Here is a 16,759-nt window from a genome sequence, read left to right on the forward strand (position 1 = left end):
GCAGTTTCATATAGATAAATGATTTTGGTCGGAGATCCTCTCGCCCCGACCAGAAAAATCAATAAAATCAAATATTTACAAAATCTGAAACAAACAAAAACTAGTACAGTCTGACCGTACTACTTTCTTTCGCATCTTCGTAGCGTTTTGTTTGGTTTTTGTCGCCCAAACTTCCCATCCCTTGTAGCATTTGGCTATGGGAGTCTCGCATGGGCAAGCAAGTGACCACATCAACCAAACGTGCCAAAGCTGACACAGCAAAAAAAACAGCACGTTCATCAACAAAAAGAGCAGTCGTCGCTGACAAGCCAAAATCCCAAGCTCGCGCTGCCACGTCTTACACAGAAAAACACGAGATAAAAGGTTATCCAAGCAAACTGTTCATCTACAGACTTGAGGCAAGTCCTTATTGGTGGGCGCGTTATTTCATTGAAGGTCGCGTGCTGCGGAAGACAACAAAAACAAGCAGCAAGCGCGAGGCTATTGAATTTGCGAAGCAGTTTTACGACACAGTTACTGTCAACTATCAACGTGGTGTCGTCGTCAGTGCAACCAACGATTTTGGCAAAGTGGCTGACGCCATGTTGAAGGAAGAGCGAGCCAAGCTTGATCGTCGTGAGATCACACTAATCACTTATACCAACACAGAGTACAGACTGAATAAACATGTGTTGCCTTACTTTCGTGAAAAAGACATAACCAAAATCGACTGCTACATACTGACAGATTATCTGCAGCATATGAGTCGACAAGGCATCAGTGCCAACACCATCCGTGCTTACATGCAGTTGGTGAGTAAAGTCTTGACCCACGCAGCGCGAAGAAAAATCATTTCGCATGTGCCCGAGTTTCCCAATGTCAAAGTCAAGGACAAGCCGCGCGGCTGGTTTACAACTGCTGAATATGACAAGCTTTGGAAGACCGCTAGCAAACTGCGTGGAAAGCGAATTGAGCATCGCGTTTGGCAAGACGACAAAGGTGAAAAACATACGCAGTACATTGACACCAAAGCCAAGACTGGTAAGCAAGGTCGCTTTATTCGTTACGTTGATATGACAGAGGACTTGCGACGTTTGATTGTTTTTATGGTCAACAGTTACATAAGACCAACAGACATAAAGGTCATGCAACATAAGCATGTAGACGTAGTAACGGGCGATTACACATATCTACGATTGCGTTTGCCCACAACCAAAGGACACAGTGATCCTATTACTACAATGAGTAACGCAGTCAATACGTATCTCAAGCTGTGCGAAGTACACGCGAAAAAGTACGAAGATGAAAAAATTCCCAGTGATGACTATGTGTTCATGCCACAGTACAGAGAAAAGCAGCGCGACTATGCTCTGCAGCATTTACAACGACAGTTCGAAGTGGTGTTGGCATTGACTGGCCTAGGCGAAGGCGTCAATGGCGAAAATAGAACACTGTATTCCTTACGTCACACGTGCATTATGTATCGCTTGCTATTTGGTGATGGCATCAACACGCTCGCATTGGCACGCAATGCGAGAACAAGCGTAGAGATGATTGATAGGTTTTACGCCAAGCCACTCAGTGGAGAGATGAATATCGAAATGCTGCAAAGTAGACGGCGCAAGAGGAAGTACTTTGACGGCTGAAGTTGGTAAGCACCAATTCGCACACGGCATAGCCTTAAAGCAAGCGTCCCCCAATTTTTAAAGCAACTAAACTGAAGTAGTTTCGATTTGATCTGACAATTAGGCCTTGCCAAGAGGTGGGGTTACCCAGTTTGATAGAGGTGCGAACTTTTATCAACTAGCGCGAAGCGCAATGGAGTAACCCCATGAGTAGTGTTAACCAAAATGTCATCAAACACAAGGTCGGCCTGTTGAACTTGGCTGCCGAGCTTGGAAACGTATCTCGCGCCTGCAAGGTGATGGGCTTTTCCCGAGACACCTTCTACCGATACCAAGCAGCCGTTGCTGAAGGCGGTGTAGAAGCTTTGCTCGATGCCAACCGCAAGAAGCCAAACTTGCGAAATCGTATTGAGCAAAGCATTGAATCTGCCGTGGTGGCCTTTGCCCTGGAGCAGCCCGCCTTTGGCCAAGTCCGTGTCTCTAACGAGCTGCGTAAGCGAGGTGTCTTTGTTTCGCCATCTGGCGTGAGGTCGGTTTGGTTACGTCATGACCTCGAATCATTCAAGAAGCGCCTGATTTCGTTAGAGAAACATGTAGCAGCCACGGGCGAAGTCTTGACCGAAGCTCAGGTCGCAGCACTCGAGAAAAAGCAAGAAGACGACGTCGCCCACGGAGAGATTGAGACTGAGCACCCCGGTTACCTAGGCAGCCAAGATACGTTCTATGTGGGTACCATCAAGGGCGTGGGTCGTATCTACCAGCAGACCTTTGTCGATACCTACTCCAAGTGGGCGACTGCGAAGCTGTACTGCACCAAGACACCGATTACCGCTGCAGACCTATTGAACGACCGTGTGCTGCCGTTCTTTGCAGAACAGCAGATGGGTGTTCTGAGGATCCTGACAGACCGTGGGACAGAATTCTGCGGCAAGGCCGAAACTCATGATTACCAGCTGTACTTGGCGCTCAATGACATCGAGCACACCAAGACCAAGGTCATGCACCCTCAGACCAATGGCATCTGTGAACGGTTTCACAAGACGATTCTGCAGGAGTTTTATCAGGTCGCCTTCAGACGAAAAATCTATCGGTCCATCGAAGAGCTGCAGGCTGATCTGGACGAGTGGCTGCATTACTACAACCATGACCGAACTCATCAAGGCAAGATGTGCTGTGGTCGAACACCGATGGAAACATTAATTGCTGGCAAACCAGCGTGGGAGGATAAAATCAACCAACTGAATCACTGAACTTGATCTGACATACAGGCACCGCAAACTGGGGATCTGTCAGATCAAGTCGCGACTACTACAACTAAACTAGCAGCTTCGTCTTCCGTAACTGCCCATACTCTCAAATCGCATTTGCGAGTAACGGAAGAACGCTTTTTACGTCGACGAGCAGATCAATCGGCATTGACCGCTTGCTGTAAGCGCTGTTGAGCGGTTTGTACCTTTTGCCGTTTGCGCTCACTTTTCAATGCGTGCTGTGCGGTGTCAACGCTGCGTTGCAAAGCGGCAATCCTAGCTTGTGCTGGCGTATGCGGTGCTTTGGCCGTTGCGGTGGTTATCTCATGTATCAGCATGTCGTGACTCCAAGTGCAGTATTTACACCTTGAGCCTAATAGCTGAGTGTGAGTTACTTGCTAGTCTCTGACCGCTACATAAAAGTACGGTTTGCTGACAATCAGTTACTCAACCCATAAACGCGGTGTACTGAATGCCATCAGCAATGAGCTCAGCCACATTGGCCTTATTTTCGACGGACTCGCTGAAATTGGCCAACACTTGCTCACGTGTCATACCCTCGCTCATTCTCGTTAGCCAATAGTCAAATCCGCTGTCATCTGGCGTTCTATCCAGCACATTGGCATAGAGCAGCGTGATGAAATCAGTATTACTGATGTTAGTGCCGTAGGTGGTTTGAAACTCCGAACTACTGACAAATCCAGCAGCTACAGAGTCAAGTGCTGCGCCCGCATCCATGGCCTTGATCCAATAACCCAAGCCAGTGAGATCTGGCGCACGATCAAATGCTGCTTTGTAGATGCGGTACGCTTGACCAGCCACGCCTTCGGTGTCTAGTGCAACATTGATGTCCATGAAATCGATTCTTTCAACGCCTTCAAGAGTCTTAGTTCCCGTAAACTCGCTGCGGCCATTATTTGCTAACTGCCATTTGTTACCAAATTGAGTCAGCACAAATTGGTCGCGTGAGGCTGAGACAACTAGCATATCGAGACCATCAGCACCCACTAACTGATCATCCCCAGCACTCAAAAAGAATTTATCGTCAATTTCAGAGCCCAGTAAAACATCATTGCCTTGAGTACCATAGTGCAAGGTTTTAAATCCCCAACCGCGGTCTAAATAGTCTTCAATGACTGCTTCTGATTCGGGTTGATAATTCAATAGAAACGAAGCCCTAGCAAACGAGGAGTAGGACTCTGCAACAAGATTACCGCTGGGGTTTCTAATCCAACCCAGTTCCGCCCATGGGGCATACTGCATAATTTGAAAGCCTGCCATATCATCGCTTAGATAATTACCGAAAAATTCAAAAAATCCCTCAATCCAAGCCTCAGCCATAGGGAAGTTGATACGTTCTTCGGGAAAAACCCGATGAAAACTTTGGCCTGGTATTTCAGCGACACTGTCTTCGCCCCAGACATAACTACCTAGATTTTCAATCCAACCAAGGCCTGGTTGACCAGGAGAAAAAGCTAGGCCTCCAAAATAAACGCTTTTTTCTGGATACCTTTCTAGCACTTGCTCTACTTGTCCTAGAACATTATCTTGAGCGTATAAAGGAACAATTTCCTCTGCATCGTAGAGCGGGGTTGTTGACAACGCTAAACCGAGTCCAATAAAGACATTGTCAACCAAATCCCACACTACGTTGTTACTGCGGAAGTCGTTTGCGTAACCAATAGATCCCGTGTAGACGTTTCTCACCCCATTGATTAGATCTATCCACTGGTCACGATAGTCACTAGTATCAAATCCGCTGTTGTATCGGCTCAGCTGTATGCCATCAACTCCAAATTTTTGAGCCTGTTCAGCGATGGGAACCACATACGATTTCACAGATTCGAACATGCGATCAGAATTGAAGTTTGGGCCTACAGTGTCTTTCATGATCATCAGATCTGTTATGGGATCACGAATCAGCAACTCAAGATGAGCCCTTAATCCCAAAGACTCGACGTATTCGTACATGCGCCATATATCAGCTGGAAAAGGCTTGTCCATGTGGCCTGGAGGCATGATAGTCTGCAGTTCACCAGTTTCTCGGTTGATAGGCACGCTGACGTTGAACGATATGGTGTCAAAGCCTTTGTCTACTGTGCGATCGATCATGCGCTTGACTGCATCAAATCCAGTGACTTTTAAGCCGTCAATGGTCACACCGTCTTGATCAAATGGCAAATCAATGTCGACCATTTTGCTGCGGTTCAATGATTCAATTTTCACAGTCTCTTCCTCAGCGTTGTGCAATGTGTCAACCCGTTTAATCAGTTACTCACCCCATAAACGCGGTGTACTGAATGCCATCAGCAATTAGCTCTGCCACATTGGCCTTGTTTTCACCGGACTCGCTGAAATTGGCCAACACTTGTTCACGAGTCATGCCCTCGCTCATTCTCGTTAGCCAATAGTCAAATCCGCTGTCATCTGGCGTTCTATCCAGCACATTGGCATAGAGCAGCGTGATGAAATCAGTATTGTTGATGTTGTTGCCGTAAGTTGTTTGAAACTCCGAGCTGCCGACAAATCCAGCAGCTACAGAATCGAGTGTTGCACCCGCATCTATGGCCTTGATCCAATAACCCAAGCCAGTGAGATCTGGCGCACGATCAAAGGCCGCTTTGTAGATGCGATAGGCTTGACCAGCCACGCCGTCGGTGTCAAAAGCCACAGTCGTGTCATAAAACTTGATTCGTTCAACGGACACCAGCGTGTCGGTGCCCGACATACCGTCAAGTCCATGGATGGACACTGGGCGGCCGCCAGCCAAATCAACGTCATACTGACTGCTTCTGCCCAATACGACCAAGGTGTCAGTGCCAAGACCGCCGTCGATAGTCTCGCTGATGGTGGTGCCATGTACAAAGTTGTTGCCCTCATCACCGCGTGTCCATGGTGTGTTGGTAATCCAAACATCAAATTGGGTGGTGTTGGCTGAATTGTCCCATGGTGAACCAAGCTCGGGGTTGTAAGGGATTTCCATGGTCACAGACGGTAACGCAACAAATGCCAGCTTGCCATCAACAGGCATTATGTCAAGGTTGACGTTGGGTAGACCAGCCACAGTGACTTCAGAGAAGTGTCCCGTTCCATCGTTGAGAAAGAAAACGGTCTCCTTTTGACCGCTGGGATCTGTCATTTCAGTGTTGCGGGGACTAAAGTAACCGCTAAAGGATGTGCTTAACATCAAGTCCATGTGGCCATCACCGTTGATGTCGACTAACTCGTATATCAAATAACCTTGATGGCGATTCAATATCACTTCATACTCGATCTGTGAAATGCGCTCAGCGGTCTCGTTTTGAAACAAGGCACCGTCGTTGATTAGGATTTGTATGGCCTGCTCATTGTTGTTCTCGTTGCCCGCCCTAAACGTGTCAATGTAAGGGCCAGCATTGATGAGATCTTCCCAACCATCACCATTGATGTCGTAAGTTAGGGAGCCGTAGTAGTTGATACCTTTGGTTGGGACTGGATTGCCTACGATTTCGTAGGGATTGGGACCGCTGCTGGGCACAAACTCAGCGTATCTGCCCCACTGCTCAAATCCAGGCACTGCGGCATCTACTCGCAGTTCAACCGATTTGGAGAAGTTCCCCGTACCATCATTCAAGAACAACAAGTGGTGTGGGTCGCCTTTGGGTAGTAACAACAAATCGGGGTGGCCATCTCGATTGGCGTCCACAAAATTCACTGTCTGTGTCTGTCGCCACAAGGCTGTTTTTATCCAACCATTAGGGTAAGTTTCCAACACATCCCAGTTAGGGAACCTCAACAAGTTGTTGGGAATGTTGGCATCAGTCACACTGGGTGTAGCGCCACCCGTGACAAAGTAGCTCTCACCGCCAATACCTGGAAATAACACATCGGGGTAACCGTCACCGTTAACGTCTGCTACACGAATGTGATGATAGAAGTCTTCGCCCTCTAGTTGATAACCTTGAAATCCGTTGCTGCCGCTGATGGCGTACATGCCTGGCAAGTTTTGATACGCTGGTGGTTGCTCACCGCTGGTGGCACTGCCAAAAAACAAGTCGGAAATTCCATCGCCATTGATATCTGGCGCTTCCACACGAGACACTGATTGAATCTGTGGCGAATTAGCTATCGCAAAAGATGTGTCATGAACCAAACCCGCTTGAGTTCCTAAAAAGATTTGTGGCGGATTGCGAGAAATTTCTTCAAATGGAATTCTGTTACCAAAAGCAACGGCTAAGTCGTGAATACCGTCCCCATTGAAATCACCAATCACTCGCTCTTTGCCATGTGTGGCATCAACTTGATCTCCGTGCTTGATCAAGAAGCTTTGCTGTAAACCAACACCAATATCTAATTTGTTCACGGTCTCATCCTTTGCGTTTGGCAAGGCGTCAGCTTATTTACGACGGCGTATTCGTTGATTTTGGGTGCCTAAGAGCTTCAATATTGAGCAATTGGATCTTCTACGATTGTGCTCAAGCTGTTGGCAATCCCAGCTAGTTCGCTTGGAAAAACAGGCGGTTCAATCATTCCCATACCGCTATTTGTGCAAGTAGTTTGTTTGAGCTTACGTATTTTTAAACTTAACTTTAGAATACAAGAAAACCTAGTAAGAATCTATGTTGTGGACGAGTTGCCATCCTTGAAACCTTTGCGTGTGCGTGCAGCGGAGAGTGCGGTCGCCAATTCTGTGAGATCGTTAATCTCGATGGCATTCTTACCCCCTTTGCCTAAGGCCCGAGTGTTTGGGCCATACTTGATGACAGCGTTGAGCTTGCCAGCCCTTGTTGATGGGTACGCAACTACTGACTGTGCCTATGCTATGTTGGAAGCGAAACAGCAGCGTGTGGAGCGTGGCGAGTTAACACGCATCAGTTAGGTAGACCCGAGAGAAAAGCAACAGATTAATGTCCAAAACAGCAAGAACTAAGCTCGATACGGTTGTTTGGTGTAACGACCCCAAGGAATCGAAATGTCCAAAAACTATTTTGCGCTTTTACTAACAAGCTTGATGCTTTCTGGTTGCCTTGCCACATATGGCGGCAAAGATCCCGGATCGAAAGAAGGGCAACTGATCAGCTATCAGTATGAGTTTGATGGTGTGAAAGACCTAAAGACTGAAGCGGTTTTCAGAAAACCTGCGGCAGCGACCGCTACTAACAAGGTGCCAGCAGTCATTGTCCTGCACGATGGCGGTGGTTGGTCGACTGAGCGCACACGACAGTACGCTGACTTGTTTACATCGAATGGCTATGCCACTTTGGAGCCGAGACTGTATTTTGATGACAAGGCACCAAGAACTAATAAAAAAGATTTGGCAAGCTTGTATGCAGGGTTGAGTTACTTATCAAAGCAACCCGAAATTGACCGGAATCGTATCTATGCGATGGGAATGTCAGCAGGTGCGATGCTAGCGATGCTTGCTAAAACGCAAAGCGCGAATGAGTTGTTCAACCGATCAGATACCACCTTCAGAGCGATTGCATCTATGTACCCTGTTTGCTGGCTATTCACGGCAACAATAGAAGGGAATCCGCCTAAGGTTTTTTCGGATTTCACAGCGTCGGATATGAAAAACTGGCAGCCAATGCCTATTCGTTTGTTCATACCAGAGTTTGATGACTACGAAGATCGAGATGCAACTACTTGCGAAAACTTCATCACGAAAATTCCAAGCGAACAAGCCCGCTCGACCTTTTCCATCAAGCTCTACCCTGGTGCCACGCACGGCTGGGATCACGGAAGAACTTATTCGTTTAATACTTGGGCGGCTTGTAAAGGCAGGGGTTGTGTAAACACGAACCAATCAAATCCTGCAGTGACACAACAAGGCTATAAGGACGTACTGAGCTTCTTCGGGGAGCAATAGGTGACCCTACTCGCTTACGGTTTCAAGCTATTTGCTGCTCAGATCGTTCAAAACGGGTCGATATTGCCATTCACAACGAACGACAGTGTTCAGTGTGGGTAATGCGTAATTACAAAAAGTTCGGGTCAGTCCGTAAGCTTGCCACAACAGTAAACTGGTTAAAAACGTGGATTTCCATGACACGACCGACGGGGAAATCGGATGTCACAGTTCGCACGCTACATCGGAATCGACTACTCGGGCGCACAAACACCAACTCGTGGCTTGAAAGGTCTTCGAGTCTATGAGGCTGTCAGTGGCGGGGCCGCCTATGAGGTTCTGCCGCCACCAAGCCCTCGCAAGTATTGGACACGCGAGGGTATAGCCCTGTGGTTAGCTGAGCGGCTTTCAGATGACATTCCAACGATGGTTGGCATTGATCACGGTTTCTCCTTTCCCCTGCGCTACTTTGAGCAATACGGCTTGCCGTTGAAGTGGGATGCCTTTCTCGATGATTTTGTGGCTCATTGGCCGACACATCATCCCTATGTTTACGTGGATTTCGTGCGAGAAGGTGAAGTCGGTCAGGGGTCTCTACGTCAAGGGCAAACGCGCTGGCGCCGTGAGTGTGAGATCCGATGTCGGGCAAAGTCAGTGTTTCATTTCGATGTTCAAGGGTCCGTTGCGAAGTCCACCCACGCAGGTATTCCGTGGCTACATTATTTGCGTCGACGATTAGGTTCAGTCCATTTCTGGCCATTTGATGGCTGGGAAGTGCCAACGGGGCATTCAGTCATCCTGGAGGCTTACCCGGCCCTCTATAAACATGCTTATGTGCTTGAGGACTCCACACCGGACCAGCATGATGCCTTCGGTATTGCCAGCTGGTTACGCGATGCTGATGCTGATGGGCGGTTAAAGACGGCGCTGCAGCCAAAGTTGTCAGCGAGCTTGCTCAAGCAGGCAAAGGTTGAGGGCTGGATTTTAGGGGTTGAGTGAGTCAAGATTTGCTGCAACCCGCTTGACGCCAAACGACAGGGATAAGATTTGGTCAATACAACAAACTGTTGGTAAGTCTGATGAGTCAGACCTCACTGTGCGGGTAGACGTTGGCCGTATTCAGACGCGCATAGGGAATAGTCATCAGATCTGCTGGTCCGTAGTCAGGCGTATCGACGATGATAATGCGCGTAGCCACCTTCTCAAAAAACTGTCTGAAGTGCGTTTTTGAGCGCAGCACCACCATATCAAAGTCGTTGATGCTTAAACCAAATACTTTGTAGACGTCTTCATCAACCGTAAATGCATATTTACTGACGACGCTGACATATACGTGGCCAATTTGTACAAGCGCTGTCATGCCAAGGTCGACATGCTGGCCTTGCATCATTTGTCCAGAGACCTTGTAAGACTTTGGCCCACATTGAAGAACCGTTGCCCGGTGCGTGCGACGTGCGCCAGCGCGATCGGAACTCCAGCCGCCAAGTTCAATGTCGACTTCAGCCCCAACACCAGCCTCATTGGCGAGGTTTGCGGCTGCCGGATCAAGCAGGAATGGCACGTAGGCACTTGGCGCTTGATGATCAAGCAGCGCATTTAATACATAGCTCGAATCGTTAATCCGATCCGCATGTTCCAGCAGTACGACCGGATGGCCTGTTTTGGGTGAGATTTCAAGTGCTATCGGGATTGCCTCATCTACTTTGAGCACCGGTTCAGGGGCGTACAGTTCAGCGCGCTGCTTTTTGATCAGATCGCTGAAGGCTGAGGCTAGGCTTTGAGCATGTGCTTGTCCGTGCTCGGACACGACAATGACGCTAAAGCCTGTGTTGTGTGAATCCGCATAGGAGAAGCCAGCCATGATAGAGATATCGACTGTCGCGTCGAGTTCGACTTCTTTTGTTCTGGCGGCCTTGATGATGCTGGCAAGTGGCTCTAGTGCTGTGGCGCTAAAAATGCTTGGCACGATAAGCCCCGGTTTCTCGATGGCCATCCCGGGTCGTTGGCCAGTCTCCAGGATGCGCATCAGCCCTCGGGCTGCGCGCTCGCCCGTTTGTCCCATGTCAGTGTGAGGCGAGAGCCTGTAGGCATAAGCCGCGTCAAGTTGGGCAATCGACGCGTGGTCCAAGTTGCCGTGATAATCAAAGGCAACCACCACAGGCAGGTCAGTGCCTACTTGTTGGCGCAAGCGCTCGATAAAGTAACGTTCAACGTCCTCAAAGCCTTGTGCCCAGCAAGCACCATGTAAATGCAACAGAACGCCGTCTACTGTTTGCTTGGCAACCCCTAGTGATATTTCATCGGCAAATGCTTGGACAGCTTCATCGCTCGCCGGCCCAAGTGCACCAAGGAAAGAGTACACCAGAGGCACCATTTTTACTTCGCACTGCTCACAAACATGGATGAAACCGCCCATGACAGTGTTTGTGTCACGATAGGCTTGCAAGATGTCGTCACCGCGAGTGGTGCCAGTCTCAAAGTCCTCCAGAGTGCTGATTTGCGGCAAAAAACTAGCCGACTCCAGATGGAATCCGGCTAGCGCGATACGCCAGGGTTTGCGGTCAGATTTCATCTATGCAATGTCAGACCATCTTGGTGGGCACGGATCTATCCAAGTGCATGCCAGGCCGGGCACCCGTGGCTTTGTCACCATCCCAGACTAAACGTCCGTTGACAAAGACATGTTCGATACCCGCTGCTGCTTGAATCGGCTTTTGAAATGTGGCCCGCTCGGCAATCGTGTTTGGGTCAAAGACCACAATGTCAGCAAAGTTACCCACTGCCAAGCGACCCCGTTGACCAAGACCAAATCGGTCGGCTGGCATACTGGTCATGCGCTTGACGGCTTCTTCAAGCGAGAACAGTTTGACCTCTCGTGTGTAGTGCCCAAGCACCCGTGGAAAAGTACCCCACACCCGTGGATGTGGATGTGATCCTTTGTGTATGCCATCCGAGCAAATAATGGTGTGCTCAAACGACAGAATTCTCTGAACGTCTTTTTCATCCATGATGAAAAAAATTCCAGCTGCCGGGATCAAACGATCAACTGCTTCGTCCAGACTGACCCCCCATTCTTGCGCAATATCCGCGAGATCGCGCCCAGCCATTTCCGGATAGGGCACGGAATCGGACACGATCACTCGCGTAGCTTGCTTATGTCTGCCGGAGTTCAGCATCGTCGCGCTCGCAGTCCACGGTGTCGTGTCTAGTCCAACATCTTGCGTTTGCATGGCTTTTTCTATCATCGGCAGCGTCGTTGCCGACATGCCATGGTTGGCGAGTCCCGCGCATTTATGGTGCGAGACGTGTACGCCACAGCAAGCATCGCGTCCTACCCGAAAGGTTTCGTTTAAAGCATCAACCACGCGATCACCTTCATCACGCATGTGGGTTGCATATAGCTTTCCATGAGCTTGTGCAACTTCAGCCATGGCAGTTAATTCCGCTGTGGTAGATGCACGCGCAGGCGGATAAAACGGTCCGGTTGATAAGCCAATGCCGCCTTCTGACAGCGCTTGGTCTAGCGCTTGCCGCATTCGTTTCAGTTCGCTGGCATCGGCTGGCTTGTTCAAATCCGCTACTTCGTTAATACGAAGTGAACCATGTCCGATCAAGCAGGCCGCGTTGACCGCTGGCGGATCGGCTTGCAGAGCCGCTCTATATTGAGCGTACGATGAGAACCGCGGTCGTGTGTCATCGAGAATAAGGTCAAGCGGTGCCGGCAGAGGACCGGATTTGGTCAATGGTGCAATGGAGAACCCGCAATTGCCATTGATAACCGTGGTCACACCTTGGCTAGTCATGCAAGTCAGCAAAGGGTCGGTCAAGACGGCCTCATCGTGATGAACATGCGGATCGATGAAACCCGGTGCGATCACTTTGCCATGAGCCTCGATGACCTGACCTGACTGCCAATTCGTCAAATCGCCCATGGCAACGATCTGGTCATCAATCACTGCCACATCACCTGTGACGGCTGGGGTGCCATTGCCGTCGATTATTTGCCCGCCCCGAATGATTAGGTCAGCTTGCATCTCATGCCTCAATGTCGTGTGCTTCAGGCGCTGGTGGTTCGAACCACCGAGCTACCAGATGAATCAGAATAAAAATAATCATGATGGGCACAGCGATCGCCACCCAAAACGTCGTGATGTCTAGCGTCTCAGATGTGATTCGGCTATGCCGCAGTAAGAAACCTCGGTTCACATTCATGTTCGGGCCAAAGAAGGTGAACCATAGAATGGGAATCAGGTAGATCAAAACAGTCAATGACTGTATCAGTCCAGCCACGATGGCCAGCCAGGGGTTGCGGGGAACCGCAGAAAACAGTGCCGGATCAAACCGACGCTTGAATGACATCGTCGCGCCAATCAATCCGGCCCAGATCATGGCATAGCGAGCCAATTCCTCGGTCCATGGGGGTGGGCTCTGGAATACGTAGCGAGCAACCACCTGCAACATCACGGCAGCCACGAGCACCACAATCGCAACCCCAGCTGTCACATCAGCCACCCGATCGACAAACGCCGATAGGCGTTGTGCCATCCGACCGAGTGACTGAAGTATGACTGGCCGAGTGGTCATTACTGAACCTGCTTGATTGCATCCAGGTAAAGCTGAAGCTGCTCCGGTGTCATCGTCTGTGCCCAGACTTTTTTGCCGGCTTCGGCCATTCGGTTACGTTCGCCGGGCGCCAATTCGGTGATGGTGACACCAGCTTCTTGGTGTTTCTTTCGCACTTCGCCTTCCCAGTTTTTTACCCAGGCGCGGTTAGCGGCAATGCCTGCGGCTAAGGCTTTATCAATTTGCTGCTTTTGGGTGGCATCCAGGCCGCTATACCAATCCTCTGAAATCAACACAATCCGTGTTGAGGGAGAAATATTTGCCGGCGTAAAGTGCTTGAGAAATGCGGTGTGCCCCGTGCGGATTGCCGAGTTCGGGGGGTTTAGATAGCCATCGGCCACCCCGGTTTGAATGGCATTGGCAACTTCAGACCAGGCAATCACGGTGCCGGTTGCGCCGAGTGCTTCCGCAAAAGCCAACTGCTCTGCATTCAGTGCCCTGAAGCGCAAGCCTTGCAGATCTTCTATTTTGGCGACTGGTTTTTTGGTGTTGTGAATGCCGATTCCAACACCGATGTAGTTAAAGCCAGCAACACGAATACCATTATCAAGCAACGGCGCATTCATGCGTTCAAGCATATCGGTTTGAGCGATGACCTTGTCGAATTGATCGTTGCTTTCCCACAAAAATGGCAAGGCAACTCCCTTGACCACTGGGCTCATACCGTAGGTCGTGGGTACAGAAGCCAGATTGACTTCGAGTAACCCTTGTGCGACCTGGTCAAATCGCTCCTTTTCTTTGCCAAGCGTCTCTGATGGGAACACCTTGACCTCAAAGTCTGTTCCTTTCAGCGCATCAGCAAACCCTTGCGCAAACGCTGCTTCGGCATTTTTTGAAGGGTCATTGGCGCCATTCATGGCCACTTTGACTTCGGCAGCCAGTGCCATGCTACTTGCAGTGGTCATGGCTGCAATTAATGCGAGACGTTTCCAGGATTTCATGGGTTTTTCTCCTCTTCGGTTAGATAAGACCGAGAGCACGTGGCAAAGCCAACGAAATCTCGGGGAAATAGGTCAGCACCATCAGTAATCCTACTTCTGCAAAAAAGAATGGCAACGTTGCACGGATCAGTCGCCAATAGTCCATCTTGATGGTGGTGGCCAGAATAAGCAACACGCCACCGAGCGGGGGCGAGAGCAGGCCAGTGGTGATGTTGAAGCAGATCACGATGCCCAAATGAACCGGGTCAATCCCCATGGCCAAAGCGACGGGGACAAAGATCGGGGCAAACAGGGCGACTGCAGCCTTGACGTCCATCACCATCCCGGCCACCAAAAAGATCACATTCACCAGCATCAGGTACTCCAGAGGCCCTAGCCCCCAAGCACTGATGACGCCAGCGATCGCTTGTGGCCATTGTTCCAACGCAGCCAGGTAACTGAAGGTAGAGATGGCGCAAAGAATGATGAACAGCGCACCAAGCAAAATAGCCGTTCGGTTGATGCTTTGCATCAGGCCCTTGACGTCAAGCTCTCGTCTGGCAAAACCGATGATCATGGCGGCTACAACTGCCACAGCGGCAGCTTCGGCCGGTGTCATGAAACCAAAGAGTGTTCCACCCAAAATGATGAACGGAAGAGCCATGGCTGGTAAGGCACGCACGAATGATGGCATCAGCTTTGGCAGATCGCTGCCCTTACCGCCGGGATGATTGTCCCGGTATGCGTAGTACGTGTTCATGAGCATCAAGACCGCAGCCAACAAAAGACCGGGTAGAATCCCGGCCGCAAACAGCGCGGTCACTGATGTATCCATCAGTGCGCCATAGAAAATAAGAATCGATGATGGCGGGATGATAGGTCCGATGATTGACGATGCGCCGGTGATCGCCGCGGCATAGTCTAGGCTATATCCTCTGCGCCTCATCTCGGGCACTAGCGCATTACCTAGTGCTGCAGCATCAGAGACGGCTGAGCCAGACACACCCGCAAAAAATACCGACGTCATGATGTTGACGTGACCTAGGCCACCTTTGAGGCGGCCAAATATTGACATACAAAAATCAATCAGGGACGTGGCTAAGCCACCACGATTCATCAAGTCACCGGCCAAGATAAAAAGCGGCATGGCCAGAAAAGCGAAGTTGTCTAGCTGACTAAACAGCCGTTGCGGCAAAACCGCCATGAAGCCGGCTTTGTCAGCAAGTACAAAGGTGGAGATAGCTGCGGTCCCGATCACATAGGCGATCGCAGAACCGGCAAAAATACCGATTAGCACAACGCCTAAAACTAAAGGACCATACATAAGCGGGCAGCGTTTGTGGCAAGCAAAAGCGAGCTTACTTGCAAATAATTAGTACAGTTTTTTTGTAGCATGATCAACAACTACTGACGCTCAGTAATAACGATTGCTAGGGAAAGCCCTAGTGCCACGATGCTCTTCGTTTAGATTGAATGGGCGTTGTAAAAAATGACACTGCGACTAGCCGCTCACGCCTCGCTTGATTCTGGGAGACACCCCCCATGATTGATCATCTCGATCATCTTGTACTGACGACAGCCAACGAACAGGCATGTATTGATTTTTACACGCGCGTTCTTGGTATGCGGCTTGAGATATTTACTGGCGGCACACCGCCGGTCGAACGCAAAGCATTTGTGTTCGGCAATCAAAAAATCAATCTTCACATCGCTGGCAAAGAATTTGAGCCCAAAGCTCACCTTCCTACGCCAGGATCTGCGGACCTTTGTTTTATTGCTGATCGCCCGATTGCTCAAGTGATTGAGGCACTTAAAGCCAAGCACTGGACCATGATCGAAGGGCCGGTGATGCGTACGGGTGCCACGGGCCCCATCGAGTCTGTCTACGTACGTGATCCAGATAACAACCTGATTGAAATCAGTCAATACGTAGCGCGATAGCGTTGTCTGCCGCTAAAAGGTCTAGCCTCATTTGACTGATGCTTTATTCCATTGATCGAGGAGCTTTTTTGCGTCGGTGTTGTTGAGCTTTAAGTGCTCATCGTGTCCAGGCTTTTTAGCGCATAACTCAACGACATACCCATTGGGGTCGCGGAAATAAATTGAATCGATAAAGCCGTGATCCGATGGGCCACGCGTTTCGATTTGTTGCTCCTTGCCCTTTTGCAACATATGTTGCAGATGCGTCGGGTCAACTTCAAGGGCGATGTGCAAGTCAAAGTCATGCTGTGACTTGAATTCAAAAGGCTGGTCCGGCGCCTCAAAAAATGCCAGATGAGAGCCGTCTCCAAGTTGATAGAAAGTATGCAACACCTCGGTCTGACGACCGGTTTTGGTCTGGGTGATCTTCAGGGCGCCTGCCAAGGGCAACTCTAAAAAGTCTTCGTAAAAAGCCCTGGTATCTTCCGAGCTTTGGCAGCGATAGGCAGCATGATGCAACCGCTTGATCTGTGGTCTGGTGCTACGACTCTGAGCGTGGGTGTCCATGGTTTGGTCCTTGCGTTTGTCCCGGCTTGTGGCTTGGATCGAGGTCTATAG

General features: G+C 49.8%; 14 protein-coding genes. 5 read left to right on the plus strand and 9 right to left on the minus strand.

The annotated features are described in order from the left end of the window. The first annotated feature begins 209 nt into the window (after window positions 1-209). Window positions 210-1,625: a phage integrase SAM-like domain-containing protein gene (locus DHf2319_RS01870; RefSeq protein ID WP_243479115.1), complete on the plus strand. Its 1,416-nt coding sequence runs from the start codon at window positions 210-212 to the stop codon at window positions 1,623-1,625. Between the two features lie 185 nt (window positions 1,626-1,810). Then, complete coding sequence (locus DHf2319_RS01875; protein ID WP_243479116.1) at window positions 1,811-2,854, plus strand: IS481 family transposase; 1,044 nt, start codon at window positions 1,811-1,813, stop codon at window positions 2,852-2,854. A 155-nt stretch (window positions 2,855-3,009) separates the two neighbouring features. Here the strand turns inward: DHf2319_RS01875 and DHf2319_RS01880 are convergent, their stop codons facing one another. The 3 genes from DHf2319_RS01880 to DHf2319_RS01890 all read right to left on the minus strand — a co-directional run bounded on the left by DHf2319_RS01880 (window position 3,010) and on the right by DHf2319_RS01890 (window position 7,193). Further along, complete coding sequence (locus tag DHf2319_RS01880) at window positions 3,010-3,189, minus strand: hypothetical protein (RefSeq protein ID WP_243479117.1); 180 nt, start codon at window positions 3,187-3,189, stop codon at window positions 3,010-3,012. 109 nt (window positions 3,190-3,298) lie between these two features. Then, the gene (locus DHf2319_RS01885; protein WP_243479118.1) at window positions 3,299-4,963 is read right to left on the minus strand and encodes a DUF4214 domain-containing protein; all 1,665 of its coding nucleotides are present in this window, start codon (window positions 4,961-4,963) and stop codon (window positions 3,299-3,301) included. Between the two features lie 163 nt (window positions 4,964-5,126). Continuing rightward, entirely contained in the window at window positions 5,127-7,193 is a 2,067-nt protein-coding gene (locus tag DHf2319_RS01890; RefSeq protein WP_243479119.1) for a DUF4214 domain-containing protein, read from the minus strand. Between the two features lie 609 nt (window positions 7,194-7,802). On the opposite strand from DHf2319_RS01890, the gene DHf2319_RS01895 reads away from it, so the two are divergent. Next, on the plus strand, window positions 7,803-8,699 hold the full coding sequence (locus DHf2319_RS01895; RefSeq protein WP_243479120.1) for a dienelactone hydrolase family protein: 897 nt from the start codon (window positions 7,803-7,805) through the stop codon (window positions 8,697-8,699). A gap of 201 nt (window positions 8,700-8,900) precedes the next feature. Then, window positions 8,901-9,677, plus strand: a complete 777-nt coding sequence (locus DHf2319_RS01900; protein ID WP_243479121.1) for a hypothetical protein — start codon at window positions 8,901-8,903, stop codon at window positions 9,675-9,677. Between the two features lie 85 nt (window positions 9,678-9,762). Here the strand turns inward: DHf2319_RS01900 and DHf2319_RS01905 are convergent, their stop codons facing one another. Genes DHf2319_RS01905 through DHf2319_RS01925 form a run of 5 tightly spaced genes read right to left on the minus strand, consistent with a single transcriptional unit; the run spans window position 9,763 to window position 15,545 of the window. Beyond that, a complete protein-coding gene (locus DHf2319_RS01905; protein WP_243479122.1) occupies window positions 9,763-11,250 on the minus strand; it encodes a M81 family metallopeptidase in 1,488 nt (495 codons plus the stop codon). Between the two features lie 10 nt (window positions 11,251-11,260). Beyond that, window positions 11,261-12,712 (minus strand): N-acyl-D-amino-acid deacylase family protein, encoded by a 1,452-nt coding sequence (locus DHf2319_RS01910; protein ID WP_243479123.1) that lies wholly within the window; start codon window positions 12,710-12,712, stop codon window positions 11,261-11,263. A 1-nt stretch (window position 12,713) separates the two neighbouring features. Next, complete coding sequence (locus DHf2319_RS01915; RefSeq protein WP_243479124.1) at window positions 12,714-13,262, minus strand: TRAP transporter small permease; 549 nt, start codon at window positions 13,260-13,262, stop codon at window positions 12,714-12,716. Further along, the gene (locus DHf2319_RS01920; protein WP_243479125.1) at window positions 13,262-14,242 is read right to left on the minus strand and encodes a TRAP transporter substrate-binding protein; all 981 of its coding nucleotides are present in this window, start codon (window positions 14,240-14,242) and stop codon (window positions 13,262-13,264) included. The genes DHf2319_RS01915 and DHf2319_RS01920 overlap by 1 nt, the downstream gene beginning before the upstream one ends. Before the next feature lie 19 nt (window positions 14,243-14,261). After that, on the minus strand, window positions 14,262-15,545 hold the full coding sequence (locus tag DHf2319_RS01925) for a TRAP transporter large permease (protein ID WP_243479126.1): 1,284 nt from the start codon (window positions 15,543-15,545) through the stop codon (window positions 14,262-14,264). 218 nt (window positions 15,546-15,763) lie between these two features. On the opposite strand from DHf2319_RS01925, the gene DHf2319_RS01930 reads away from it, so the two are divergent. Next, window positions 15,764-16,162, plus strand: a complete 399-nt coding sequence (locus tag DHf2319_RS01930; RefSeq protein WP_243479127.1) for a VOC family protein — start codon at window positions 15,764-15,766, stop codon at window positions 16,160-16,162. A 27-nt stretch (window positions 16,163-16,189) separates the two neighbouring features. Here the strand turns inward: DHf2319_RS01930 and DHf2319_RS01935 are convergent, their stop codons facing one another. Then, window positions 16,190-16,708 carry a VOC family protein gene (locus tag DHf2319_RS01935; protein ID WP_243479128.1) on the minus strand — a complete coding sequence of 173 codons (519 nt, stop codon included), beginning with the start codon at window positions 16,706-16,708 and terminating at the stop codon, window positions 16,190-16,192. Window positions 16,709-16,759: the final 51 nt, after the last annotated feature.

It is taken from the genome of Orrella daihaiensis (genome assembly GCF_022811525.1).
Lineage (GTDB): Bacteria > Pseudomonadota > Gammaproteobacteria > Burkholderiales > Burkholderiaceae_B > Algicoccus > Algicoccus daihaiensis.

Bases quoted from the DNA above. Each gene is read 5' to 3' on its own strand.
- DHf2319_RS01920 (WP_243479125.1), bottom strand. From the start codon at position 14,242: ATGAAATCCTGGAAACGTCTCGCATTAATTGCAGCCATGACCACTGCA.
- DHf2319_RS01900 (WP_243479121.1), top strand. From the start codon at position 8,901: ATGTCACAGTTCGCACGCTACATCGGAATCGACTACTCGGGCGCACAA.
- DHf2319_RS01935 (WP_243479128.1), bottom strand. From the start codon at position 16,708: ATGGACACCCACGCTCAGAGTCGTAGCACCAGACCACAGATCAAGCGG.
- DHf2319_RS01895 (WP_243479120.1), top strand. From the start codon at position 7,803: ATGTCCAAAAACTATTTTGCGCTTTTACTAACAAGCTTGATGCTTTCT.
- DHf2319_RS01880 (WP_243479117.1), bottom strand. From the start codon at position 3,189: ATGCTGATACATGAGATAACCACCGCAACGGCCAAAGCACCGCATACG.
- DHf2319_RS01905 (WP_243479122.1), bottom strand. From the start codon at position 11,250: ATGAAATCTGACCGCAAACCCTGGCGTATCGCGCTAGCCGGATTCCAT.
- DHf2319_RS01885 (WP_243479118.1), bottom strand. From the start codon at position 4,963: ATGATCGATCGCACAGTAGACAAAGGCTTTGACACCATATCGTTCAAC.
- DHf2319_RS01910 (WP_243479123.1), bottom strand. From the start codon at position 12,712: ATGCAAGCTGACCTAATCATTCGGGGCGGGCAAATAATCGACGGCAAT.
- DHf2319_RS01925 (WP_243479126.1), bottom strand. From the start codon at position 15,545: ATGTATGGTCCTTTAGTTTTAGGCGTTGTGCTAATCGGTATTTTTGCC.
- DHf2319_RS01915 (WP_243479124.1), bottom strand. From the start codon at position 13,262: ATGACCACTCGGCCAGTCATACTTCAGTCACTCGGTCGGATGGCACAA.
- DHf2319_RS01870 (WP_243479115.1), top strand. From the start codon at position 210: ATGGGCAAGCAAGTGACCACATCAACCAAACGTGCCAAAGCTGACACA.
- DHf2319_RS01930 (WP_243479127.1), top strand. From the start codon at position 15,764: ATGATTGATCATCTCGATCATCTTGTACTGACGACAGCCAACGAACAG.
- DHf2319_RS01875 (WP_243479116.1), top strand. From the start codon at position 1,811: ATGAGTAGTGTTAACCAAAATGTCATCAAACACAAGGTCGGCCTGTTG.